Annotated in this window: 22 protein-coding genes; 16 read left to right on the plus strand and 6 right to left on the minus strand. The window is 69.1% G+C overall.

The window, feature by feature from the left end; genetic code table 11:
- Window positions 1-240 precede the first annotated feature (240 nt).
- From AC07OA_RS09490 to AC07OA_RS09540, 11 genes are all read left to right on the plus strand, one after another.
- Window positions 241-1722 carry a leucyl aminopeptidase gene (locus AC07OA_RS09490; protein WP_494663546.1) on the plus strand — a complete coding sequence of 494 codons (1482 nt, stop codon included), beginning with the start codon at window positions 241-243 and terminating at the stop codon, window positions 1720-1722.
- A 2-nt stretch (window positions 1723-1724) separates the two neighbouring features.
- Window positions 1725-2186, plus strand: a complete 462-nt coding sequence (locus AC07OA_RS09495) for a DNA polymerase III subunit chi (RefSeq protein WP_494663547.1) — start codon at window positions 1725-1727, stop codon at window positions 2184-2186.
- Entirely contained in the window at window positions 2183-2518 is a 336-nt protein-coding gene (locus AC07OA_RS09500) for a peptidase inhibitor I78 (RefSeq protein ID WP_494663548.1), read from the plus strand. Before AC07OA_RS09495 ends, AC07OA_RS09500 begins: the two co-directional genes overlap by 4 nt.
- Before the next feature lie 81 nt (window positions 2519-2599).
- Entirely contained in the window at window positions 2600-3082 is a 483-nt protein-coding gene (locus tag AC07OA_RS09505; protein ID WP_494663549.1) for a Csu type fimbrial protein, read from the plus strand.
- Between the two features lie 14 nt (window positions 3083-3096).
- Complete coding sequence (locus tag AC07OA_RS09510; protein WP_494663550.1) at window positions 3097-3570, plus strand: Csu type fimbrial protein; 474 nt, start codon at window positions 3097-3099, stop codon at window positions 3568-3570.
- 15 nt (window positions 3571-3585) lie between these two features.
- Window positions 3586-4296 (plus strand): fimbrial biogenesis chaperone, encoded by a 711-nt coding sequence (locus tag AC07OA_RS09515; RefSeq protein WP_494663551.1) that lies wholly within the window; start codon window positions 3586-3588, stop codon window positions 4294-4296.
- Window positions 4297-4319: 23 nt separating this feature from the next.
- The gene (locus AC07OA_RS09520; RefSeq protein ID WP_494663552.1) at window positions 4320-6641 is read left to right on the plus strand and encodes a fimbria/pilus outer membrane usher protein; all 2322 of its coding nucleotides are present in this window, start codon (window positions 4320-4322) and stop codon (window positions 6639-6641) included.
- Window positions 6629-7084, plus strand: a complete 456-nt coding sequence (locus AC07OA_RS09525; protein WP_494663553.1) for a spore coat protein U domain-containing protein — start codon at window positions 6629-6631, stop codon at window positions 7082-7084. The genes AC07OA_RS09520 and AC07OA_RS09525 overlap by 13 nt, the downstream gene beginning before the upstream one ends.
- Before the next feature lie 15 nt (window positions 7085-7099).
- Window positions 7100-7327: a hypothetical protein gene (locus AC07OA_RS09530; protein WP_494663554.1), complete on the plus strand. Its 228-nt coding sequence runs from the start codon at window positions 7100-7102 to the stop codon at window positions 7325-7327.
- A 70-nt stretch (window positions 7328-7397) separates the two neighbouring features.
- Window positions 7398-9140: a cellulase family glycosylhydrolase gene (locus AC07OA_RS09535; RefSeq protein ID WP_494663555.1), complete on the plus strand. Its 1743-nt coding sequence runs from the start codon at window positions 7398-7400 to the stop codon at window positions 9138-9140.
- A gap of 14 nt (window positions 9141-9154) precedes the next feature.
- The gene (locus AC07OA_RS09540) at window positions 9155-9505 is read left to right on the plus strand and encodes a DUF2200 domain-containing protein (protein ID WP_494663556.1); all 351 of its coding nucleotides are present in this window, start codon (window positions 9155-9157) and stop codon (window positions 9503-9505) included.
- Here the strand turns inward: AC07OA_RS09540 and AC07OA_RS09545 are convergent.
- On the minus strand, window positions 9502-9906 hold the full coding sequence (locus AC07OA_RS09545) for a hypothetical protein (protein WP_494663557.1): 405 nt from the start codon (window positions 9904-9906) through the stop codon (window positions 9502-9504). The genes AC07OA_RS09540 and AC07OA_RS09545 overlap by 4 nt on opposite strands.
- Window positions 9907-9990: 84 nt before the next feature.
- Window positions 9991-11859, minus strand: coding sequence for an ABC-F family ATP-binding cassette domain-containing protein (locus tag AC07OA_RS09550; RefSeq protein ID WP_494663558.1), 1869 nt, complete (start codon window positions 11857-11859; stop codon window positions 9991-9993).
- 100 nt (window positions 11860-11959) lie between these two features.
- Between AC07OA_RS09550 and ndk the strand changes: the two genes are divergently transcribed.
- The 3 genes from ndk (at window position 11960) to AC07OA_RS09565 (ending at window position 15936) form a co-directional block, all read left to right on the plus strand.
- Window positions 11960-12379, plus strand: a complete 420-nt coding sequence (gene ndk / locus AC07OA_RS09555; RefSeq protein WP_494663559.1) for a nucleoside-diphosphate kinase — start codon at window positions 11960-11962, stop codon at window positions 12377-12379.
- Between the two features lie 197 nt (window positions 12380-12576).
- The gene (locus AC07OA_RS09560; protein WP_494663560.1) at window positions 12577-14874 is read left to right on the plus strand and encodes an arylsulfatase; all 2298 of its coding nucleotides are present in this window, start codon (window positions 12577-12579) and stop codon (window positions 14872-14874) included.
- A 66-nt stretch (window positions 14875-14940) separates the two neighbouring features.
- The gene (locus AC07OA_RS09565) at window positions 14941-15936 is read left to right on the plus strand and encodes a nuclear transport factor 2 family protein (protein ID WP_494663561.1); all 996 of its coding nucleotides are present in this window, start codon (window positions 14941-14943) and stop codon (window positions 15934-15936) included.
- An 81-nt stretch (window positions 15937-16017) separates the two neighbouring features.
- On the opposite strand, the gene AC07OA_RS09570 is transcribed toward AC07OA_RS09565, so the two are convergent.
- From AC07OA_RS09570 to purM, 3 genes are read right to left on the minus strand one after another with little or no spacing between them, the layout of a single operon-like run.
- Window positions 16018-17055, minus strand: a complete 1038-nt coding sequence (locus AC07OA_RS09570) for a hypothetical protein (protein ID WP_494663562.1) — start codon at window positions 17053-17055, stop codon at window positions 16018-16020.
- A 9-nt stretch (window positions 17056-17064) separates the two neighbouring features.
- Window positions 17065-17643: a phosphoribosylglycinamide formyltransferase gene (gene purN, locus AC07OA_RS09575; RefSeq protein ID WP_494663563.1), complete on the minus strand. Its 579-nt coding sequence runs from the start codon at window positions 17641-17643 to the stop codon at window positions 17065-17067.
- A 4-nt stretch (window positions 17644-17647) separates the two neighbouring features.
- Window positions 17648-18679, minus strand: a complete 1032-nt coding sequence (gene purM, locus AC07OA_RS09580; RefSeq protein ID WP_494663564.1) for a phosphoribosylformylglycinamidine cyclo-ligase — start codon at window positions 18677-18679, stop codon at window positions 17648-17650.
- 124 nt (window positions 18680-18803) lie between these two features.
- On the opposite strand from purM, the gene rnd reads away from it, so the two are divergent.
- Together rnd and AC07OA_RS09590 are read left to right on the plus strand one after the other, a co-directional pair.
- Window positions 18804-19973 (plus strand): ribonuclease D, encoded by a 1170-nt coding sequence (gene rnd / locus AC07OA_RS09585; RefSeq protein ID WP_494663565.1) that lies wholly within the window; start codon window positions 18804-18806, stop codon window positions 19971-19973.
- 129 nt (window positions 19974-20102) lie between these two features.
- Entirely contained in the window at window positions 20103-21809 is a 1707-nt protein-coding gene (locus AC07OA_RS09590; RefSeq protein ID WP_494663566.1) for a response regulator, read from the plus strand.
- On the opposite strand, the gene AC07OA_RS09595 is transcribed toward AC07OA_RS09590, so the two are convergent.
- Window positions 21806-23920, minus strand: a complete 2115-nt coding sequence (locus AC07OA_RS09595; RefSeq protein WP_494663567.1) for an ATP-binding protein — start codon at window positions 23918-23920, stop codon at window positions 21806-21808. The two genes, AC07OA_RS09590 and AC07OA_RS09595, sit on opposite strands and share 4 nt — an antisense overlap.
- Window positions 23921-23948: the final 28 nt, after the last annotated feature.

The raw sequence follows: 23948 nt of genomic DNA on the forward strand, positions 1-23948 counted from the left end.
AGCGGAGTCGCGCGGCGCGCTCCGAGGGTGGTCCCTTCTACACGGCGTGTTCGCGTGGGCACAACCGCTCAAGTCAGGCGGGAAAGTGGCGTTCGTATCCGTCCGTCGACGGGGCCTCGCGACGGGTCCGTCGATTGGTGCTTTTCTTCGGTCCGGGTTTGGGTCAATCCAGCGGACAAAGGTCCTCTTCGGCGCTTCGGGGGTCCCCGATATCGCGCCGCCGGTTTTCAGGAGCGCGTCATGCGTATCGAGTTCGTCCCCGCCGACGCCCAGGCGGGCGCCAACGCCGCCTTGGCTGTGCTGGCCTACGAGGCCGCCGCGCTGTCGCCCGAGGCCAAGGCCGTCAACGAGGCGACGGGCGGGGCCCTGGCCCGCGCCATCGCCGGCGGTCGCTTCACCGGCGCCAAGGGCCAGACCCTGGACCTGATCGCCCCGGCCGGCCTGGAAGCCGCCCGCGTGCTGCTGGTCGGCGTCGACGGCCAGGGCGCGGTCGAGCCTGAAACCGTCGAGGTGGCCGCCGGCCACGCCTTCCAGGCCCTGAAGGCCTCGGGCGTCACCGAGCTGGTCCTGAAGCTGGGCGGCGACGCCGAGACGGCCGCCCGCGTGGCCTTCGGGGTCAAGCTGGCCGCCTATCGCTTCGACAAGTACCGCACCACCGAGAAGGCCGAGAAGAAGCCGTCGGTCAGCCTGGTCAAGGTGGCCGCCGCCGATCCGGCCAAGGCCCAGAAGGCCTTCGCCGCCCTGGAGGCCCTGGCCGACGCGATCCTGTTCAGCCGCGACCTGGTCTCCGAACCGGCCAACATCCTGCATCCGGAAGAGTTCGCCGCCCGCGTGAAGGGGCTGGAGAGCCTGGGCCTGGAGGTCGAGATTCTCGGCGAGGCCGAGATGGCGAAGCTGGGCATGGGCTCGCTGCTGGGCGTGGGGCAGGGCAGCCGCCGCGAAAGCCAGCTGGTGGTGATCAAGTGGCTGGGCGCCGCCGACAAGTCGGCCCAGCCCGTGGCCTTTGTCGGCAAGGGCGTCACCTTCGACACCGGCGGCATCAGCATCAAGCCGGCCGACGGCATGGAGGACATGAAGTGGGACATGGGCGGCGCGGCCGCCGTGACCGGCGTCATGCACGCCCTGGCCGGCCGCAAGGCCAAGGTCAACGCCATCGGGATCCTGGGCCTGGTCGAGAACATGCCGGACGGCAACGCCCAGCGCCCCGGCGACGTGGTCACCTCGATGTCGGGCCAGACCATCGAGGTCATCAACACCGACGCCGAGGGCCGCCTCGTGCTGGCCGACGCCCTCTGGTACTGCCAGGACCGCTTCAAGCCCAAGTTCATGGTCGATCTGGCCACCCTGACCGGCGCGATCATCATCTCGCTGGGTCATGACTACGCCGGTTTGTTCAGCAATAACGATGGCTTGTCGGAAAAACTTCTCGCCGCCGGCAAGGCCGAACGCGAGAACCTGTGGCGTCTGCCGCTGCCGGGCGCCTACGAGAAGCAGATCGAAAGCCCGATCGCCGACATGAAGAACATCGGCGGCCGCCCGGCCGGCTCGATCACCGCGGCCCTGTTCCTGCAGAAGTTCGTCAACGGCGTGCCGTGGGCGCACCTGGACATCGCCTCGACGGCCTGGCGCAAGCCCTCGACCGACCCCACCGTCCCCGACGGCGCGGTCGGCTACGGCGTGCGCCTGCTCAACCGCCTGGTGGCGGACGCGTACGAAGGCTGACCTTGACCGCCGCGCCCTGCGACATCTGGTTCTACCACCTGGAGCGCTCCCCCATGGAGGAGGTGCTGCCCGGGCTGCTGGAAAAGACCCTGGGGCGCGGCTGGCGGGCCCTGGTGCGCGGCGGCGATCCGGCCCGCCTGCGGGCGCTGGACAGCCATCTCTGGACCTTCCGGGACGACAGCTTCCTGCCGCACGGCCTGGCCGAGGAGCCGATGGCCGACCGCCAGCCGGTGCTGCTGACCGACAGACTGGACAACCCCAACGGCGGTCAGGCGTTGTTTCTGCTCGACGGGGCCGAGCCGGGGGATCTTTCGGCGTTCGAACGCTGCATCCTGCTGTTCGACGGTCGCGACGAGGAGGCCCTGCGTCTGGCGCGGGGCCGCTGGAAGGCCTTCAAGGGCGCGGGGCACCCGGTGTCGTACTGGCGCCAGGGCGCGGAACGTGGATGGGAGAAGCAGGCATGAAGCGGTTTGGTCTGATCGGCGCGGTGCTGTTCCTGGCGTCCTGCTCCAGCGGCGCCCCTGCGCCCGCGCCCATGCCGCCGCCGGCCACCCCGACCGCGCCGCCGGCCATCGCCCTGCCCAAGCCGCCCGAGCCGGAAAAGGACCAGTGCGGCCTGAAGGACGCCCAGGCCTTCGTCGGCAAGAACCGCACCGAACTGCCGGCCCCGGTCGATCCGTCGCGCTGGCGGGTGGCCTGCACCACCTGTCCGGTGACCATGGACTTCCGTCCCGACCGGCTGAACATCCTGTTCAATCCCGACACCGGGATCGTCCGGGAAGTCAAATGCGGCTGACCCGCCGGGGGTCTTGAAGGCCTGGCACGCAACGCATAGTCGCCACGCCGGCGCCGTGGCAGCGTTTGGGCCATGGATCGCATGGCCGCCAAAGGTCTTCGCCGCTTTTTCTGGACCGCTCTTGCCGGCCTGGCGGTTGCGCCCGCCGCCTGGGCGCAGTCCGCCGACGACCTCCTGACGGTCCACACCACCATTCGTCCGCAATGCCGGGTGCAGTCCGGCGACCTGGACCTGGGCCTCTACAGCCCCTCGGCGCCCGCCCGCGCCACCTCGTCCATCGAGCTGCGATGCACGCCCGGCGTCGTGGCCAGCGTGGCCCTGAACGGCGGCCAGTCCGGCGATCCTTCGAACCGGACCATGCGGGCCAGGGGCCAGCTTCGCTACCAGCTCTACAAGGACGAGGCGCGCACCCAGGTGTTCGCCGACCGCGCGCCCGCCGAGATGCTGGTGGTGCGCACCACCGGCCTGCCTCAGCGGATCCTGGTCTACGGCGAGGCGCCGGCCGGCCAGTTCCAGCCCGACGGCGTCTATGTCGACACCGTCGTCGTGACCGTCAGCTATTGAAACGGAGCAGCGCCATGAAACCCTGGATTTCGGCCGGCCTCTCGATGGCGATCCTGACAGGCGCCGGCGCGGCGGCGGCCCAGACCGCCACCGACACCTTCCAGGTGCGCGCCCAGGTGCTGAAGACCTGCACCGTGGTGGCCAACGACCTGGACTTCGGGGTCTACGTCTCGTCCCAGGCCTCGCGCGCCTCGACCAACCTGTCGGTGCAGTGCTCGCCCGACACCGCCTTCACCGTCCAGATCGGCGGCGGCGGGTCCAGCAATCGCGGCGACCGCTGGATGAGCGGCCCGGGCACGCTGCGCTACGGCCTCTACAAGGACGGCGGCTACACCCAGCAGACTGCGACCTCGGGCGACGACTTCTCGGGGCGCAGCGACCCGCAGGGCACGGCGATCTCCTACCAGCTGTACGGCCAGATCGCCGCCAACCAGTCGGTGGCCGCCGGCAACTATCTCGACACCGTCACGGTCACCGTCACCTACTGAACGGAGGATGGAGCGATGAGATCTTTCCTGGCCCGCGCCGCCGTCGCGCTGATCGCCGCCGTCTTCGGAGGCGGTCCGGCCATGGCCGGCTCGATCGAGCTGTCGCCGATCACCCTTCAGATGGTGGGCAAGGAACGCACGACCACGCTACGCGTCCGCAACACCGAGGCCCGCGACATCACCCTGCAGATCCGCGCCGTCGACTGGACCCAAGCGGACGGCCAGGACGTCTACGCTCCTTCCAAGACCCTGGCGGTCAGCCCGCCCGTCGTGGCGCTCAAGCCTGGCGAGACCCAGACCGTGCGCATCGTCGTCGAGGGCGTGGACGCGGTGAAGACCGAGAAGGCCTTCCGCGTGATCCTGGACCAGATTCCCGAAAGCGCCCTGAAAGGACAGACAGGGGTGATGGTGCCGATCCGGGTGCTGCTGCCGGTGTTCCTGACCCCGTCGGCGGCCTCGCGCCCCAAGCTGTCCTGGACCCTGCAGGCCACCCCGACCGGCGGCGCGCTGACGGCCACCAACACCGGCGACGCGCGCGAGCGGCTGGTGGGCTTGAAGGTGACCAGCGGCGCCAGCGAGGTGGCAGGCGACGACGGGCTGAGCGGCTACGTCCTGGCCGGTTCGAGCCGCAGCTGGACCCTGGCGTCCAGCGCGGCCGGCGTGGCCAAGGTGTCGGTCAGCGGCGAGGGCATCTTCGCGCCCGTCAAGGCCGACGTCGCCCGATAGGCCGCGTTGTGCGGCGGTCCTGGATGGCGGCCGGGCTCCTGGCGGTCGTCTGGCCGATCACCGCCGCCGGTCAGCAGCCAGGTCCCGCCATCCCGGACGCGGCGATCGATCCCGTGGCGGCCACGACCCAGTATCTCGACGTCTCGGTGAACGGCTGGCAGACGCGCCTGGTGGCCCGGTTCCGCGACGACGCCGGGCGACTGTCCTTGCCCGCCGATCAATTCGAGGGCCTCGGCTTCGTCCTGGATCAGGGCTGGGTGACGCGGGACGGCGGCGAGCGGCGCGTCTTCCTCGACCAGGTTCCGGGCCTGACCTGGGAGGTCGATATCCGGGCCCAGACCATCGATCTGGTCGCGCCGTACGACCGGCTGAAACCCGAGCGGCTGTCGGTCAATCCGACCCCGATCCGCGTCGACGCCCGCTCCGGGCGCGGCGCGCTGCTGAGCTATGACCTGTTCGGCGAATGGGCGGTCGATCCGGGCGCCGGAAGCTATGGCCGCAGCCTCAGCACCTTGGTGGAGGCCCGGGCCTTCACCTCGCGCTTCACCCTGTCCTCGACCAGCGGGCTGGGCCTTTCCAGCGGGGTCCGCCGCGCGATCCGTTACGAGAGCTACCTGGCCTTCGACGATCCCGACAAGGCCCGCAGCCTGCGCCTGGGCGACGGGGTGACGCGCGGCCTGGTCTGGAGCCGCAACCTGCGTTTCGGCGGCGTCCAATACCAGAGCAACTACGCCCTGCGCCCCGACATCGTCACCACCCCGTTGCCCGACTACAAGGACGGCGTGACCACGCCCTCGGTGCTGGACCTCTATGTCGACGGGGTCAAACGCTACTCCAGCGGGGTGAAGCCGGGAGCGTTCGAACTGGACCAGTTGCCCGTGCTGACCGGGACGAACCAGATCACCGTGGTGCTGACCGACCTGAACGGCCGGGCGCGCACCGTCACCGTGCCGTTCTATGTCACCAGTCGCCTGCTGCGGCGCGGGGTCAGCGACTTCAGCCTCGAGGCCGGGGCGCTGCGCGAGAACTTCGGCACACTGAGCAACGACTACGGGCTGAACTTCGCCTCGGCCACCTGGCGACGCGGCATGAACGACACCCTGACGCTGGAGGCCCACGGCGAAGGCGCGAACGGACTGTGGCTGGCGGGCCTGTCTGGAGCGATGGCGATCCGAGCGCTGGCCTCGGTCTCGGCCTCGCTGGCGGTCAGCCACGGGCCGAGAGGCGAGGGGGTCTTGTGGGCCGTGGGGTTCGAGCGTGTCACGCGCAGGCTCAGCCTGGCGGCGCGGCGCGAGAAGGCCGACGCCGGTTTCCAGGACGTGGCGGACCTGGCCGACCAACGCCACACACGCGCCCGCGACATCGCCTCGGTCGGCCTCAACATGGGACGCGGCGGCGCGCTCAACCTGACCTATGTCTCCGAAACCGCCGCGAACGGCGGCCGCACGCCCGTCGCCACCGTCAGCTACGGGCTGGACGTTCTTGGCGGCCGCGCGCGCCTGGCGACCTCGGGCTACGCCCTGCTGAATCAGGACGAGCAATGGGGGGCCACGGTCCGGGTGGTCGTTCCGTTGGGCGGCCGGGGCTATGCCTCCGCCGCCGCCAGCCGGCGCAGCGGCGCCGACAGCTACGAACTGGTCATGCGCGGCGGCACGCCGGACGGCAGGCTGACCTGGCAGGCCCGTGACGTCGAGGGCGACACGCCCTCCCGCCTGGCGGAGCTGCGCCTCGACGACGCGCGGATCGACGCCCGTGCCCGGGTGCTGAACGACGACGCCACCACGGCCTTCCAGGTGGAAGCCGCCCAGTCGCTGGTGCTGTTCGACGGCCGCCTGTTCCTGGCCGACCGGGTCGACGAGGCCTTCGCGGTCGTCCGCGTGGGCGACCACGCGGGGGTGGAGGTGTTTCGCGAGAACCAGTCGGTGGGCCGCACCGACGCCGAGGGGCGGCTGTTCGTCAATCACCTGAGGGCCTACGAGATCAACGGCCTGTCGATCGACCCGAAGGCCTTGCCCCTGGACGCGGCGCTGGACAGCACGGCCCAGACCGTCTCGCCGCGCCGGGGCGGCGGCGTGAAGGCGGTGTTCGAGGTGGAGCAGGAGCGCTCGGCCCTGGTCACCCTGAAAACCCCCGACGGGGCCGCGCCGCCGGCCGGCGCCGAGGTCCGGCTGGGCGACCGGACGTTCCCGATGGGCTATGGCGGCGAGGTCTATCTGCGCGGCCTGCCTCCGGGGCGCAGCGTGCTGCGGGTGGCCTGGCGCGGCCATACCTGCGCCGCGACCATCGAGGCGCCCGTCCAGATGGGCGACATCGCCAAGCTGGGACCTTACCTGTGCGCGCCCTGATCGCCCTGATCGCGAGCCTGCTGGCCACGCCCGCGGCGGCCCAGACCTTCGGCGGCTGCACGCTGCGCGCGGCCGAGCTGAGCTTCGGCGACTACGACGCCTTCGACGGGGCGCCGACGCGGGCCGCCGCTCGGGTGAGCGTCGATTGCGACGGTCGCCTCAGCCGCCTCCGCCCCCGGATCGAACTGAGCGCGGGCGCGTCGCAAACCTATTCGGCGCGCACCCAGCTCTCGGGGTCCAACACCCTGGTCTACAATCTCTATGTCGATCCCGGCCTGACCCAGGTGGCCGGCGACGGCACGGGCGGCAGCACGGCCCTGTTCCTCGACGACGACGAAATGACTGGAACCCAGAAGGTCGACATCTACGGCGCGATCCCGCCGCATCAGCTCGCGCCGCCGGGCGAGTACTTCGACACGATATACGTGACGATAATCTTCTGAGGTTTGGATGGGGCCATGTCCGCCATGCTCGCTCTCGCGCTCGTCCTGTCTTCGCAAGCCGCCTCGACCGAGGCGGTCAAGCCGTCCGGCGGCCTCGTCAACCGCGCGGAGATGGCGGTGCGGGTGGTGGTGGTCGACCGTTGCGCGGTCTCGGCCGAAGGCGCGGCCTGCGAAGGGGCGCTGCCGATCCGCCCCGTGGCGGTGGATCGCCGGTCCGGCGCCCGCACGACGGTCACCTTCTAGACAACGTTGTCATTCACGACCTAAAGTGGCCTGACCAGTTCGCCCGCAGAGGCGACTCGGGGAGGTTCAGATGAAGCGTTTGTTCGCCGCCGGGGTCAGCCTGGCCCTGCTCGCCGCCACGCCGGCCTTCGCCGACGGCTATCTCCAGGCCAAGGACAAGCGCATCGTCGACGAAACCGGTCGCTCGGTGATCCTGCGCGGCATGGGCCTGGGCGGCTGGATGCTGCAGGAAGGCTACATGCTCAAGCTCGGCGACCTGGGCAAAGGCCAGGAGCACGTGATCCGCGCCGAGACCGCCAAGCTGGTCGGCGCCGAGCGCGAGGCCAGGATCCATCAGGCTTGGCTCGACAACCACACCACCAAGGCCGACATCGACGCCATGGCGGCCATGGGCTTCAACTCCGTGCGCCTGCCCATGCACTACGGCCTGCTGACCCTGGCCGCCGACCAGGAGCCGGTTCCCGGCCAGGACACCTGGAAGGAAGACGGCTTCAAGCGCATCGACGACCTGCTGGCCTGGACCAAGGCCAACGGCATGTACCTGATCCTGGACCTGCACGCCGCGCCGGGCGGGCAGGGGAACGACCTGCCCATCGCCGACCGCGATCCTTCCAAGCCCTCCCTCTGGCAGAGCCCCGAGAACCGCCGCAAGACCGTGGCCCTGTGGCGCAAGCTGGCCGCCCGCTACAAGGACGAGCCGGCCATCGGGGCCTACGACCTGCTGAACGAGCCCAACTGGGACTTCGACGGCGCCGGCGGCGACCACGGCTGCAAGGACGAGAAGCAGGCGGCCCTGTGGGACTTCTACAAGGAACTGACCGCCGCCGTCCGCGAGATCGACCCGCGCCACATGGTGATCATCGAGGGCAACTGCTGGGGCAACAACTACAAGGGCCTGCCCGCCGTCTGGGACCGCAACATGGCCCTGTCGTTCCACAAATACTGGAACACCAACGACGAGGCCTCGGTCGCGCCGATCCTGAAGCTGCGCGAGGAGACGGGCCTGCCGGTGTGGCTGGGCGAGAGCGGCGAGAACTCCAACGTCTGGTTCCGCGACGCCATCGCCCTGGTCGAGGGCCACGAGGTGGGCTGGGCCTTCTGGCCGCTGAAGAAGATCGGCTTCAACCAGCCGCTCGAGATCGCGCCCAATCCCAGCTACCAGAAGCTGGTCGACTACTGGACCGGCAAAGGCCCCAAGCCGACCGCCGACGAGGCCTATGCGGCCCTGATGACCCTGGCGTCCAAGGACGTGCGCTTCGAGAACAACATCGCCCATCCGGACGTGGTCGACGCCATGATCCACCAGCCTCATGACGACACCGTCCGCCCGTTCAAGGACCACCGGATCGACGTGAAGGGCAGGGCCATCGCCGCCGTCGACTACGACCTGGGCGCCCTGGGCCTAGCCTATGCCGACAAGGACACCGCCAACTACCACGTCTCGACCGGCGGCCAGCGCACGCTGTGGAACAACGGCCGCACCGGGCGCAACGACGGCGTCGACATCGCCCGCGAGGCGGACGGCGGCGCTTTCGTCGACGATTTCACCGACGGCGAATGGCTGAAATACACGGTGCTGGTCGACAAGGCCGGGACCTACGACCTGACGGCCTCGGCGCGCGGCGCGGGCGGCGGACTGTCCGCGACGGTCAACGGCGGCGCGCCCGGGACGAGCGTGGCGACGACGGCCGGGCCGGGCTGGGCGACGGTTCGCCTGGCGCCGGTGGCCCTGCAGCCCGGCCGCAACGTCCTGGTGTTGCGTTCGACGGGCGCGGCGGCTCAGGTGAAGGCCTTGTCGATCTCGGCGCGTTAGGCGCTAATCCGGCCATGACCCACCGCATCTACACGACCAGCTTCGCCAGCGTGTATCCGCACTATGTGGCGAAGGCCGAAAAGAAGGGGCGCACCCAGGCCGAGGTCGACGAGATCGTGCTTTGGCTGACCGGCTACGACCAGAAGGCGTTCGAGGCGCGGCTGGCCGACAAGACCGACTTCCAGACCTTCTTCGCCCAGGCCCCGAAGCTCAATCCGGCGCGGGCCGAGATCAAGGGCCTGATCTGCGGCGTGCGCGTGGAGGAGGTTGCCGATCCGCTGATGCGCGAGATCCGCTATCTGGACAAGCTGATCGACGAATTGGCCAAGGGCAAGGCCATGGCCAAGATCCTGCGCCAGGCCTAGCGGCCGCCGACGCCCGGGAACAGGGCCGGCTCGCCGTCGAACACACCGAGGTAGCCCAGTTCGCCCAGCAGCGGGGTCACCGTGTCGGCATAGTCTTCGGCGTGCTTGGGCAGGAGCGCGGGGCGGCCCGTCTGGTCCTGGAGGCGATAGACCGTCCACATCTTGCCGCGCGGCGCGGGCGCGCCGGGAGCCAGGTAGCGGTGCTCCCAGCCGACCAGGGCCGGGGTGCGGCCGATCTCGACGTCGAAGGGGCGGTCGCGGAACGCCAGGTCCATGTCCAGCCGCATGGCCTCGGCCAGCCGCTGGTCCAGCCACTCGCCGAACGCCAGCAGCACCGAGGTGGCCGACAGGCCTTCGGGGTTGGCGACGATATGGTTTCGGGACGTGTTTCCAGAACTCATGCCGCAGACGATAGCGGCATCCTGTCACACAACACCTAAGAGACGTGGTTTAGGGATGTTTACCCTAGGGTGCAGCTTGGGGCGTCAACCCTCGGCCGCCGCCAGCTGTTCGGCCAGGTCCATCCAGGTCGCCTCGGCCTCATCGAGCTTGGCCTTGGCGCTGTCGCGGCGCTTGGTCAGTTCGGCGACCTTGGTCGGGTTCTTGTAGAGCGCCGGGTCGGCCAGCTGGGCGTCGAACTCGGCCACCTGGCGGGTGGTGCGGGTGACGACCTGCTCGGCGGCTTCGATCTTGCGCTTCAGGGGCTCGACGGCGACGGACTTCTTCGGCGCGGCCGCCGGTTCGGCCTTGGCCGGCTCGCGGGCCACCTGGGTGGGCTTCACCGCCTGCTTGGCGCGGTCCAGCACGAACTTGGCGTAGTCGTCCATGTCGCCGTCGAAGGGCTTCACCGTGCCGTCGGCGGCCAGCCACAGGCGGTCGGCGACCAGCTCCATCAGCGAGCGGTCGTGGGTGATCAGGATCACCGCCCCCATGTAGTCGTTCAAAGCGTCCAGCAGGGCCCGGCGCGAGTCGATGTCCAGGTGGTTGGTCGGCTCGTCGAGGATCAGCATGTGTGGGGCGTCCATCGCCACCAGGTTCAGCAGCAGGCGGGCGCGCTCGCCGCCCGACAGGCTTTCGACCTTGGTCTCCTGCTTCTCGAAGCCCAGGCCGAACTGGGCCAGTTTCGAGCGGCGCGAGCTTTCCGACGCTTCCGGCATCGCCCGGCGGATGATCTCCAGCGGAGTGTCCTCCGGGTCCATCGCCTCGATCTGGTGCTGGTGGAACCAGCCGACCTTCATCTTCTTGTCGCGGTGGAACTCGCCCGACTGCACGCCCAGGGCCCCGGCGATCATCTTGGCGAAGGTCGACTTGCCCGCGCCGTTGACGCCCAGCAGACCGATGCGGTCGTCCAGGTCCATGCGCAGGTTGAGGTTCTTCAGGATCGAGCGACCGGCCTCGTAGCCCACATTGGCCTTCTCCAGTCGGATCAGCGGTGGGGGCAGGGGCTTGGGCGGCGAGGGCAGGGTGAAGGGCGCGACGCGCTCCTCGATGGTGGTGGCCACCGGCTCCATCTTGGCCAGGCGCTTCATGCGCGACTGGGCCTGGGCGGCCTTGGAGGCTTTCGCCTTGAAGCGGTCGACGAAGGCCTGCAGGTGGGCGCGCTCGGCGTCCTGCTTGGCCTTGGCCGACAGCTGCAGGCGAGCCTTCTCGGCGCGGCGCTTCTCGAAGTCGTCGTAGCCGCCGACATAGAGCTCCAGCTTGCCGCCGGCCAGGTGCAGCATGTGGGTGCAGCTGTTGTTGAGCAGTTCGCGGTCGTGGCTGACGATCAGGGCGGTGTGGGGGTACTTCTGGAGGCGGGCCTCCAGCCAGAGCGCGCCTTCCAGGTCCAGATAGTTGGTCGGTTCGTCCAGCAGCAGCATGTCCGGCTCGGCGAACAGCGCCGCGGCCAGGGCCACGCGCATGCGCCAGCCGCCGGAGAACTCGCTCATCGGCCGGGCCAGGTCGTCTTGGCTGAAGCCCAGGCCCACCAGGATTTCCGAGGCCTTGGCGGGGGCGGCGTCGGAATCGATCTCGATCAGCCGAGCCCAGATCTCGCCCATCTCTTCCGGCTCGGCCGTCTCCAGCCGGGTCAGCAGGCTGTGACGCTCCTCGTCGGCCTCCAGCACCGTCTCCAGCAGGGTGAAGGGCGTGGCCGGGTGCTCCTGGTCCACCGAACCGATCCGCGCGCTCTTGGGCAGGCTGATCTCGTCGTCGCCGGCGGCCAGCTGGCCCAGGATCAGCTTGAACAGGGTGGACTTGCCCACGCCGTTGCGACCGATCAATCCCACCTTCGATCCCGGCGGCAGACTCACGCTGGCGTGGTCGAAGAACTTGCGGCCCCAGGCGCTGAACGTCAGGTCTTTGATCTGGAGCATTTGATTTAAGGTTACGCGGCGGGGTTGGCGGGGAGGAGGCGCCCGGCTATAAGCCCGCGACCTCCCAATCTACAAACTTTCTCTGTGAGATTTTCGGATCATGACCGAACGCACCTTCTCGATCATCAAGCCTGACGCCACGCGTCGCAACCTGACCGGCAAGATCAACGCCGTCATCGAAGAAGCCGGTCTGCGCATCGTGGCCCAACGCCGCGTGAAGCTGACCGAAGCTCAAGCCAAGAAGTTCTACGAAGTCCACGCCGAGCGCCCGTTCTACGGCGAACTCGTCGCCCAGATGACCGCCGAGCCGGTCGTCGTCCAGGTGCTGGAAGGCGAAAACGCCGTCCTGAAGTACCGCGAAGTGATGGGCGCCACGAACCCGGAAAACGCCGACGCAGGCACCATCCGCAAGCTGTTCGCCCTGTCGATCGGCGAGAACTCGGTCCACGGTTCGGACAGCCTGGAAAACGCGGGCATCGAAATCGCCCAGTTCTTCAAGGACGAAGACATCGTCGGCTAAGGCTTCCGCCTTTCCGATACCAGAAGGCCGGCGGAGCGATCCGCCGGCCTTTTTCGTGCGCATTCCATAGGGAGGCAGGGAATCCCACGACGGGGAAGAGCGGGTTTCGACCGATGTCGGGGGCATGGGGCGCCGCCTAACGTGCGGGCCTGCGCCCGGCGACCGCGGGCGCGCTCTCGCAGTCGAGGACGCCCACCATGCCCACGGAAGCCCCCGTCACGCCCGACCATCTGCCGCGCCCCGATTTCCATTTCACCGGCCAGGTGGGACGTACCTTCAAGGACTCCGATCCCGCCCAGTTCCCCCAGCCGATCGAGGCGCCCGAGGGCGCGCCCAACATCGTGCTGATCCTGCTGGACGACGTGGGCTTCGGCCAGTTCTCGACCTTCGGCGGCGGGGTGCCGTCGCCCACCATGGACCGGTTGGCGAAGGAAGGAATCCGCTACAACCATTTCCACACCACGGCCCTGTGCAGCCCGACGCGGGCGGCCCTGATCACCGGCCGAAATCACCACTCGACCTCGTTCGCCGGCATCACCGAGTTGGCCACGGGCTATGACGGCTATTGCTGCATCCTGCCCAAGAACTGCGGCACAGTGGCCGAGGTGCTGCGCCAGAACGGCTACATGACCGCCTGGATCGGCAAGAACCACAACACCCCCACCTGGGAGACCAGCCCGATCGGCCCCTTCGACCGCTGGGCCAACGGCCTGGGCTTCGACTACTTCTACGGCTTCAACGCCGGCGACATGAGCCACTGGCACCCGGTGCTGTACGAGAACCACAACCTCGTGCCGGCCTCCGAAGATCCCGACTACCACCTGACCGAGGACCTGGCCGACAAGGCGGTCGAATGGGTGCGCCGGGCCAAGAGCATCGCGCCGGACAAGCCGTTCTTTCTCTATGTCGCCCCCGGCGCCACCCACGCGCCGCACCAGGCTCCGAAGGCCTGGATCGACAAGTTCAAAGGCCAGTTCGACGACGGCTGGGACGTCTATCGCGAGCAGACTCTCGAACGGCAGAAGAAGCTGGGCGTCGTGCCGCCCGACACCCAGTTGACCGAACGCTCCAAGGGCCTGCCGGCCTGGGAGGGCCTGGAGCCCGACCAGAAGCGGCTCTACGCCCGGATGATGGAATGCTTCGCCGGCTACGGCGCCCAGGTCGACGAGGCCATGGGTCGGGTGATCGACGCGGTGAAGGAGCTGCCCGACGCCGACAACACCATTATCCTCTACATCGCCGGCGACAACGGCTCGAGCGCCGAGGGCGGGCTGGAGGGCTCGCTGAACGAGAACCTGTTCTTCAACGGCTTCCCCGAGAAGTGGCAGGAGAACCTGAAGGCCATCGACGAGCTGGGCGGACCCAAGCACTTCAACCACTTCCCGTCGTCCTGGGCCCACGCGATGAACACGCCGTTCCAGTGGACCAAGCAGGTGGCCAGCCACTTCGGCGGCACCCGCAACCCGCTGATCATCAGTTGGCCCAAGGGCATCAAGGACAAGGGCGGGCTTCGCGACCAGTTCCTGCACGTGATCGACATCGTGCCGACGCTCTACGAATGGGCCGGCGTCACCGAGCCGCGCGAGCTGAACGGCGTGCCGCAGAAGCCGGTCGAGGGCATCAGCTTCGCCTTCACCATCGACGACGCCAAGGCGCCCAGCAAGCGCCGCACCCAGTACTTCGAGATGGCCGTCAATCGCGGCCTCTATCACGACGGCTGGATGGCCTCGTCGCCGTCCTTCATCCCCTGGGACCCCAATCGCGACGAGAACTGGGATCCCGACAAGGCGGTCTGGGAGCTCTACAAGGTCGACCAGGACTTCTCCCAGGCCAAGGACATCGCCAAGGACCACCCCGACAAGCTGCGGGAACTGCAGGATCTGTGGTGGGCGGAAGCCTCGAAGTATAGCGTCCTGCCGATCGACTGGCGGGGCACGGTCCGGATGAACGCCGAGGCCATGGGCCGTCCAAACCCCGTCGGCAAGCGGACCAAGGCCGTCTACTACGAAGGCATGGTGGCCCTGCCGGGCGCGGCCTGCCTGCCGATGCTCAACAAGTCGTTCAAGATCACCGCCGAGGTCGACCTGCCGGACGACCAGGCCAGCGGCATGATCATCACCCAGGGCGGATCGGAGGGCGGCTACGGCCTCTATCTGCGCGAGGGCAAGCCGGTGTTCGTCTACAACTTCCTCAGCTTCGCGCGCCCCACCTTCACGGGCGACGCGGCCTTGCCGGCCGGCAAGACGACCATCGAGGTCGACTTCAAGTACGACGGCGGCGGCATGGGCAAGGGCGGCGAGGTCACGCTGAAAGCCGGCGGCAAGAAAGTGGCCGGCGGACGGATCGAACATACGGTCCCGATCCAGTTCGCCATCTTCGAGGGCCTGGACATCGGCCTGGACAGCGGCTCGCCCGTCGACTGGACCTACGCGCTGCCGTTCAAGTTCACCGGCAAGGTCGAGAAGGTGACGGTGGAGGTGTTCCCGGGGAAGTAGCGAGCGCTCGCGGAACGGCGTTCGGCGCCTCTTGCATCAAGCTTGGCCGCAACCTAGCGTCGATGAATGCCGCCACGCTTCGCAATCTTCATCGCCCTGGTCGTCTTCCTGGTCGGCGGAACGGGTCCCGCACGGGCCGCCGACAAGACGCCTGACTGCCCGCCCGACTGCACCCCCGCCATCGCCATCCGCGCCACCGCCGGCCAGATCGCCGGCGACCAGAAGCAGTGGAACGGCCGCTGCGTGACGATCGAGGGCATCAGTACAGGGCGGCTGATCCAAGACGATCTGGACGCGGTCTATCGTCCCAACGAACATTTGGACCCATCGGAAGCCGGCTTTGCCTTGGGATTGGACAACAATCGCCTGCTCAAGAAGGTTCGTCCGGGATTTCGTCGGGCGACGGTCACCGGGCGGGTGCAGGACTGCGAGACGATCCGCGACGAGGTCCATGCCTCGGCCGGTCCCGACGAGATCGTGATGGTCTCGGGCTACTGTCACTATCACAACGGCGCCTATCTCTGGGTCACGGCGGTTCTTGATCAGGGCGCGGTGACCCAGCCGCGCCGGCTGGTCGGAGGTCCGCAGGTGGGAGACCTCGTACCGGCGCCGACGGACTGGCCTTGGCGAGACAAGGTCACCAGCTTGGCCCAGCAATATCTGACGGCGCTTCGGGACCGTGACTGGGAAACGTTCGCCCGTCTGCACGCCGAAGACTTCGCCGCGAAAGCGCCGAATGACCCGACGGACCTCAAGGCCCAGGTGTTCGACGCTCGCCATTCGGCCTTCGCCGACCTCCGCGCGTCCAGGGGAATGCCGGACATCGCGATCCTGCTCGACCGAGAATACGACCCGGAAGACGGCTACAGATCGACGGTCTGCTTCTGCCTGACCAAGGATTGCAAGGGACGTTGGCCGATCGCCGCCTTTGACGCGGACAATCGGCCTGGGCGGCCCTATGCCTGCGCCGAGCTGCGGGAGTTGTCCTGGCGCAGCGACGCGTGGCCGTCGTTCGACACCGAGGTCGGGCACTTCGATGGATTGCGGGAACCCGGCGGCTAGAGCCCTCGCACGGGCGAGGCGGCACGCCTGCCAGGAAGACGATCGACACGGTGACGTGAAGGTGTTTTCGAGGAACTGGCGTCAGCTTTCTGCTGGGTGGCGGGCCATGTAGTCGGCGCGCGCCCGCAACGTCGGGGATGAGTCCTGGGCCAGACGCGCGGCCAGCGCCTCACGGTCGGGCAGGGTGGCGCGATGTTCGATCAGGGCGTCGGCCGCCACTAGCCGCACGAAGGCGGAACGATCATCCAGCCCTTGGCGGATCAACCTGTCGATGGGAGGCCTGTCGGTCAGGCGGCGGCTGTGGGTGATCGGGACTAGGCGGCGCACACCATAGACCTTGTCGATCCATCGCCACTCGTAGCCGACCGTCCAGGCTGCGTCGCCGGCGATCAGAACCTTCAACGCCGTGGCGCGTACCGACGGTTGGATAGCGGACCGCGCCAGCGTGGGCAGAGCGTGATCGAACTCTGGACGACGCAGCAGCAAGGTCAGGCGTCGAGCCATCGGGCCTGTCGCGCCGTCCATGATCAGCGGCACGAAACGGTCCCGCGTCGCGGGATTGGCGAACACCAGATCCAGGACCCCACGCTCTTCGTCCGTCCAGCGCCCCCAGGCGAGGGGGCGGTCGAGGAGCGCCAGGGTCGCTCGCGCGGCCGCGTCCGGCTCGGTAAGCACGAAGACGCGTTCGGCGCAGCGCACGGCCGCCGCGCGGACTTCATCGACCCAGTCATTGAGGCGCAGCGCGATGGCGGCGAACTGAAAGGCGGAGCTCGGTGGAGTGACAATGCTGTTCAACGCGGCCTCGCGCAGCCGACCGTTGGGATGAAAGAGCAGCAGCCAGGCGTAGCGGGGATCACGCTTCAGCCAATCGAGCTCGCGGGAAGGCCTCAACCCGAACAGGCGGTCCAGCAAGCTTCGCGGGTCATAGTACTGCCAGCGCCACCCCATCGCCGACCAGACCTCTCGACCGATGGCCGCGACCGCCTCCGGCGGCAGGCCATGCAATCCGGCAATGGCCGCGCTCAACTGAGATGCGGGAAGAGGCTCATCCGGATCGCGCCGGCCGATGGCCTCCAGAATCTGGCGAAGGTCTTCGGGAAGGCGCGACAAGCGGGACATGCGTCCAGCCTAAAGCCCGCGCACGAACTCGGCCAGGGTCGCCGGATAGAGCCTGTGCTCCTGCTCCAGCACCCGGTCGCTGAGCATGTGCTCGGTGTCGCCCGGCAGGATCGGCACGCGGGCCTGGCCTAGGACCGGGCCCTCGTCGACGCCGGCGGTGACCAGGTGAACCGTGCAGCCGGCCTCGACCTCGCCGGCGGCCAGGGCGCGGCCGTGAGTGTCCAGGCCCGGATAGGCGGGCAGCAGGGAGGGGTGGATGTTCAGCATCCGGCCTTCCCAGGCGTTCACCAGGAGCGGCGTGAGGATGCGCATGTAGCCGGCCAGGGCCACCACCTCGATCCCGCGTTCGCGCAGGGCCGTGTCGATGGCGCGCTCGTGGGCCTCGCGGTCCTTGCCGAAGTCGCGCTGATCGACGGCCAGGGCTTCGATCCCGGCGGCGGCGGCCGTGGCCAGGCCGCCGGCCTCGGGCTTGTTGGACAGCACCAGGGCGATCTGGAACGGACAGGCGGGGTCCTGGGCGGCCCGCACCAGGGCCTTCATGTTGGAGCCCCGGCCGGAGATCAGGACGGCGACCTTGGTCCTGCTCACGCCCTTAGGCCTGGGCTTGGACAAGCTGGCCGCAGATGAAGGCGTCCTCGCCGGCGTTCAGCAGGGCGGCCAGCACCGGCTCGGCGTCGCTGGCGGCGACCACCAGGATGAAGCCGACGCCGCAGTTGAAGGTCCGGCGCAGTTCGTGGTCGCTGATGCCGCCTTCGCGCTGCAGCCAGTCGAAGACCGGGGGCAGGGGCCAGGCGCTCCAGTCGAACTCGGGGACCAGGCCATCGGCGATGCAGCGCGGCGGGTTCTCGATCAAGCCGCCGCCGGTGATGTGGGCGCCGCCCTTGACCCGGCCCGACTGCAGCAGCGGCAGGATCGACTTCACATAGATGCGAGTCGGGGCCATCAGCGCCTCGGCCAGGGTCTTGCCGGATTCGAAGGGCGCGGGCGCGTCCCACGCCAGGCCCGAGCGCTCGACCACGCGGCGAACCAGACTGTAGCCGTTGGAGTGCGGGCCCGAAGAGCCGATGCCGATGATCAGGTCGCCGGCGCGCTGCTTGTCCAGCTTGGGCAGGACGCCGTCGCGCTCGACCGCGCCCACCGAGAAGCCGGCCAGGTCGTACTCGCCGTCGGAATACATGCCCGGCATCTCGGCGGTTTCGCCGCCCACCAGGGCCGAGCCGGCCAGCTTGCAGCCCTCGGCGATGCCGGCCACGACGCTGGTGGCGGTGGCCACGTCCAGCTTGCCGGTGGCGAAGTAGTCGAGGAACAGCAGCGGCTCGGCGCCCTGGGCCAGCAGGTCGTTGACGCACATGGCCACCAGGTCGATGCCGACGGTGGCGTGCATGCCGGTGTCGATGGCGATGCGCAGCTTGGTGCCCACGCCGTCGGTGGTGGAGACCAACAGCGGGTCGTCGTAGCCGGCGGCCTTCAGGTCGAACAGGGCGCCGAAACCGCCCAGACCGGCCTCCGCGCCGGGGCGGCGGGTGGCCTTGGCCAGGGGCTTGATCGCCTCGACCAGGGCGTTGCCCGCATCGATATCCACGCCGGCCTGGGCGTAGGTGAGGCCGTTCTGCTGGTCGCTCATGGGCTTGCTCTGGCGTTCGCTCTGGATCGAAGACAGCCCAACGGGCCGTTTTTGAAAGGAAACTTGCGTCACACCCCAAGCTTGTGCTTGCAGACTCGGGGGTGCGCGAGGCTATTAGCAGCCGATGACGACGATCACCACTACCGCCGAGCTGGCGGCGTTCTGTAATGAGTTGAAGGGTCAGCCCTTCATCGCCGTGGACACCGAGTTCATGCGCGAAACCACCTACTGGCCCAAGCTGTGCCTGATCCAGGTGGCGTCGCCGGACACCGAGGCGTGCATCGATCCGTTGGCGGAGGGCATCGACCTTTCGCCGCTGCTGGACATCCTGCGCGACACCTCGATCCTGAAGGTGTTCCACGCCGCTCGTCAGGACGTCGAGATCTTCAACAATCTCAACGCCATGCCCACGCCGCTGTTCGACACCCAGGTCGCCGGCATGGCCGCCGGGTTCGGCGAGCAGATCGCCTACGACGCCCTGGTGCGCCAGATGCTGAAGATCGAGCTGGACAAGTCCAGCCGCTTCACCGACTGGGCCCGGCGTCCGCTGAGCGAGAACCAGCTGACCTACGCCATCGCGGACGTCACCCACCTGGCGACCCTGTTTCCGCTGCTGCGCGACCGCCTGGAAAAGGCCGGCCGCCTGGCCTGGGTCGAGGGCGAGATGCAGGCGTTGAACGATCCGGCCGCCTACGACGTCGATCCCGAGAAGGCCTGGCGCCGCCTGCGTCCCCGCAAGACGGCCGCCAAGTACCTGGCGGTGTTCAAGGCCGTGGCCGCCTGGCGCGAGCGCACCGCCCAGACCCGCGACCAGCCGCGCGGCCGCATCCTCAAGGACGAGGCCATCGACGAGCTGGCCACCCAGGCGCCGACCTCGCTGGACGGCCTCAACACCCTGCGCAGCGTGCCCAAGGGCTTCGGCGGCTCCAAGTTCGGCCCCGACCTGCTGGCCGCGATCAAGGCCGCCCTGGCCGATCCGGAAGGCTACGCCCCGGTGATCGAGAAGTCCGGCCCGCCGCCGCCCGCCTCGGCCGGCGCGGTCGTCGAGCTCTTGAAGGTGCTGCTGAAGGCACGGGCCGAAGAGGCCGGCGTGGCGTCGAAGCTGATCGCCACGGTCTCGGACCTGGAAAAGATCGCCGCCGACGACGAGGCCAACACGCCCGCCCTGCAGGGCTGGCGCCTGGAGGCCTTCGGTTCTGACGCCCTGAAGATCAAGCGTGGCGAATTGGCCCTGGTGCTGGACGGAACCCGCGTGCGGGTCGTCGAGGTCCGCCGGGCGCCCAAGCCGGAATAGAATTTCTCGGGCTTCGTCTACGCATCTCGTAAACCTTGAACCGCTAGACAGCCTCTCGCCAGTAGCGCTTCAGGCGACCGGCTGGCTTGTTCGGCGCGCCGGGCGCGTTGAGGCAGTCGAGGGTGCAGCGTGAGTAAGGCGTGGGAAAACCTGGCTGAAGCTTTTCAGCCGGCGGCGGTGTCGCGTAGTCGATTGATCCCCCTGCGCCTGTTCGTGGTCGGTGTGATAGCCGCCGCGATGGCCTGGCGGCCCGGCTTCGGCTTCCTGATCCCTTGGACCGGCGCCTATCTGGTCATTCAATTGATCGAGCATCAGGCGCTGGCCCGGTTTCTGCGGCCGGGGCGGCCGCACTGGTTCGTCGGTCTGAACCTGACGGTCGATTTCGCCATGTCGGTGGTGTTCGGCTGGATCGCGCTTCCGATGTGGGCGATGGACGGACCGACCTCGGCCGCGGCGGCGACCCTGCTGCTCACTGGGTCGGTGTTGACGACGCTGATGGCGGCCGAGGGGTGCCGCGCAGCCTTCGCGGCGTCCGTCACGCCCCATGTAGGCTACCTGCTTGGCGCGCCGCTTGTCCTCGAGACTCGCGGCGACGCCGGCACCTACTACTATCTGCTCGGCGCGGCGTTGTTCACCCTGGTCCTGGCGCTGGTGTTCGCCTGGTCCCGTCGGACCCTGCGGGCCGAACGCGCAGCGCGGCGAACGGCCGAAGCCCAGACCGCGGCCAAGTCGGCCTTCATCGCCATGGTCAGCCACGAACTGCGCACGCCGATGAGCGCTATCCTGACCGGCGCGGACGGCCTGTCGCGCGACGCCCGCAGCGCCCGCTCCCGGGACAACGCCGCCCTGATCGTCGATGCCGGCGCCATGATGCGCAGCCTGCTCAACGACCTGCTCGACTTCTCCAAGATCGAGGCCGGCCGGATGAGCGTCGAGCGGTTGGACTTCGACCCGCGCGCCCTGGTCGACGACACCGCCCGCTTCTGGCGCGGCGAGGCCCTGGCCAAGGGCTTGGCCCTGGAGCTGGAGGCCGGCCCGCTGCCGGACTGGGTGCAAGGCGATCCCGTCCGCCTGCGCCAAATCCTCAACAACCTGCTGTCCAACGCCATCAAGTTCACGCCCCAGGGCCACGTGGCCCTGACCATCGAGGCCGAGCGGGCCAGGGAGGGTTGGCTGCTGCGCCTCGTCGTCGCCGACACCGGGCCTGGCCTGTCGGCTGAGCAGCTGCAGCGCCTGTTCACCGCCTACGACCAGCTGGGCGCCGACACCGCCCGCACATTCGGCGGAACGGGGCTCGGCCTTTCGATCAGCCGCGACCTGGCCCGACTGATGGGGGGCGACCTGGTCGCCGAGGCGCGGCTCGAAGGCGGCGCCCGCTTCCTCCTGGCCCTGCCGGTGACCCAGGGGGTCCCACCGCCGGAGCCGGACACCGCCATCCCGGACCTGGCCGCCTTCGCCGACAGGCCCCTGGCCCTGGTCGTCGACGACCACGAGGTCAACCGGCGCCTGCTGGGCCAGATCCTCGACGTCCTGGGCTTGCAGGTCGAACTGGCCGTCGACGGCGAGGCGGCCCTGGCCGTGGCGGACGGCCGGCGCTTCGACGTGATCCTGATGGACGTTAACATGCCGGGGCTGGACGGGCTGGACGCCACCCGCCGCCTGCGCGCGGACGGTCCCAACCGCGCCACGCCGGTGATCGCCGTGACCGCCGGCAGTTCGGACGCCGAGCGCGAGGCCTGCAGGGCGGCGGGTATGAACGACTGGGTCGAAAAGCCGTTCGACACCGCCAGCCTGCATCGGGCGCTGACCCAGGCCCTGGCGGCGCCGGTCAGCTAGGCCGTCCCCACCGTCCCACGCTCCATGACCGCGGCGATGGCTTCGATCAGCTTGCCCGCGTCCACCGGCTTGGCCACCACCCCGTCCATGCCGGCCAGGGCGTATTCCGCCACCTGATGGCTCATGACATTGGCCGACAGGGCCAGGATGGGCGTGGGCGCCAGGCGGTGCTCGTTCTCGCGCTCGCGGATGGCGCGGGTGGCCTCGATGCCGTTCATGACCGGCATCTGCACATCCATCAGGATCAGGTCGAAGTCGTCGGCGTGGAAGGCGTCCACCGCCTCGCGACCGTTGGCGACCGTCCGCAGGTCGACGCCCGCCGGCTCGAGCAGAGCCCGCAGGATGAAGGCGTTGGTGACGTTGTCCTCGGCCGCCAGGATGCGCAGGGCGCGGATGTCCTCGTCGGCGCCCGGCAAGACGACGCAGTCGGACGCCTCCGCGCGCACGAACGGCAGGCGGAATACGAAGGTCGAACCCTTGCCCGCCGCGCTGTCCATCCGCAGCGTCCCGCCCATCCGCTCGACCAGTTCGCGCGAGATGGCCAGGCCCAGGCCGGTGCCGCCGAACTCGCGGGTGGTGGAGCTGTCGGCCTGGACGAACTTCTCGAACAGGCCCGGGATGCGCTCGGGCGCGATGCCGATGCCGGTGTCCGAAAGGGTGAAGGTCAGGCCCGCGTCGGTCGAGGCCACGCTCAGGCGGATGCGGCCCTCGTGGGTGAACTTGACGGCGTTGGACGACAGATTCGACAGCACCTGACGCAGGCGCACGCTGTCGCCGCACCAGGCGCCCAGGGCCGAGGGCGCGATCTCGGTGACGAACGCGACGTCCTTCTGGTGGGCCAGCAGGGCGAACGGCCGGCACGCGACCTCGACCACCTGGGCCAGGTCGAAGACATGGTCGTCCAGCTCCAGCCGCCCGGCCTCGATCTTGGACAGGTCCAGCACGTCGTTGAGGATGGCCAGCAGCGTCTCGCCGCTGTCGCGGATGATCTTCAGGTGCTCGCGGTGCGGCGAGCCCAGGCCGCTGAGCTCCATGACCTGGGCCATGCCCAGCACGCCGTTCAGGGGCGTGCGGATCTCGTGACTCATATTGGCCAGGAACTGCGACTTGGCGAGGTTGGCGCTCTCGGCCCGGTCGCGCGCTTCGACGACCGCCGCCAGGGCGGCCTTCTGGCCGGCCTCCGAAGCGTCCAGCTCGCGCACCACCTGGCGGATGCGCAGGCCCAGGGCCAGGCCGGCCAAGGCCAGCAACAGCACGCCGGGCAGCACCAGCGGCGCGGCTTGGCGCACGGCGTCCAGTCCTGGCTGCTTGGGGTCCCAGGCCAGCCAGCCCAGGGGCAGACCGCCCGGATCGGCCAGGGTGATCGCCCCGATCCCGCGCGGCTCGGTCTCCAGCACCCGGGGCGCGCGGATACGCATCTCGTCGGTCAGGGCGGGGAGGAGGTGACGGTCCACCCGCTGGGCGCAGAGCACCACCACGGCCGGACCCGGACGACGGCTGTGCCCCACCTTCTCGGGCGAGACGGTCGAGACCGCCACCATGTAGATTCGCTCGTCAGCGCGCACCAGGCCATGGGCGGTTTCGGCGACGGCCGCGACGTTGGGATCGGCCGGTCGCGCCTTGGCGCGCGCCGCGATCGCCGCGGCTTCGGCGCCGCGCACCTGGGCGATCAGGGCGCCGGCGGCGCGCACGATGTCGGCCTGGCTTTCGATAGGAACCCGGCCGTCGCCGGCCCAGGTGTAGAAGGGGCGGTCCTGGGCGTCGAGCACGACGGCCAGGTCGTCGCCGCGATTGTGGGCGTAGTAGGAGCCGATCTCGCTGTCGAGCCAGGCCACCTCGGCGCCCGGCAGCAGCTGGTCATAGGCCTGGTCCCAGACGGCGGCGGCGGCCACGTCGCTGTCCAGCCGGTCCAGAGCCCGTTCCAGGGTCTGGGCGACGACGACATGCTCCTCGCGCGCCTGCAGGCGATCCACGGCCACGGCCGCGAAGGCCAGCAGGGCCGCGCCGCCCAGGGCCACGATCAGCACCACGATCACGCCGAGGGTCAGCAGGCTGCGCACAGCCCGCCGTCCCGCCGGCATGACGATCATCGTGGTGGTCCCCCTGATCATGTCCCCCAATTGCATGTGTGGGTATGCA

This window comes from Caulobacter sp. GW821-FHT09B08 (assembly GCF_059418225.1).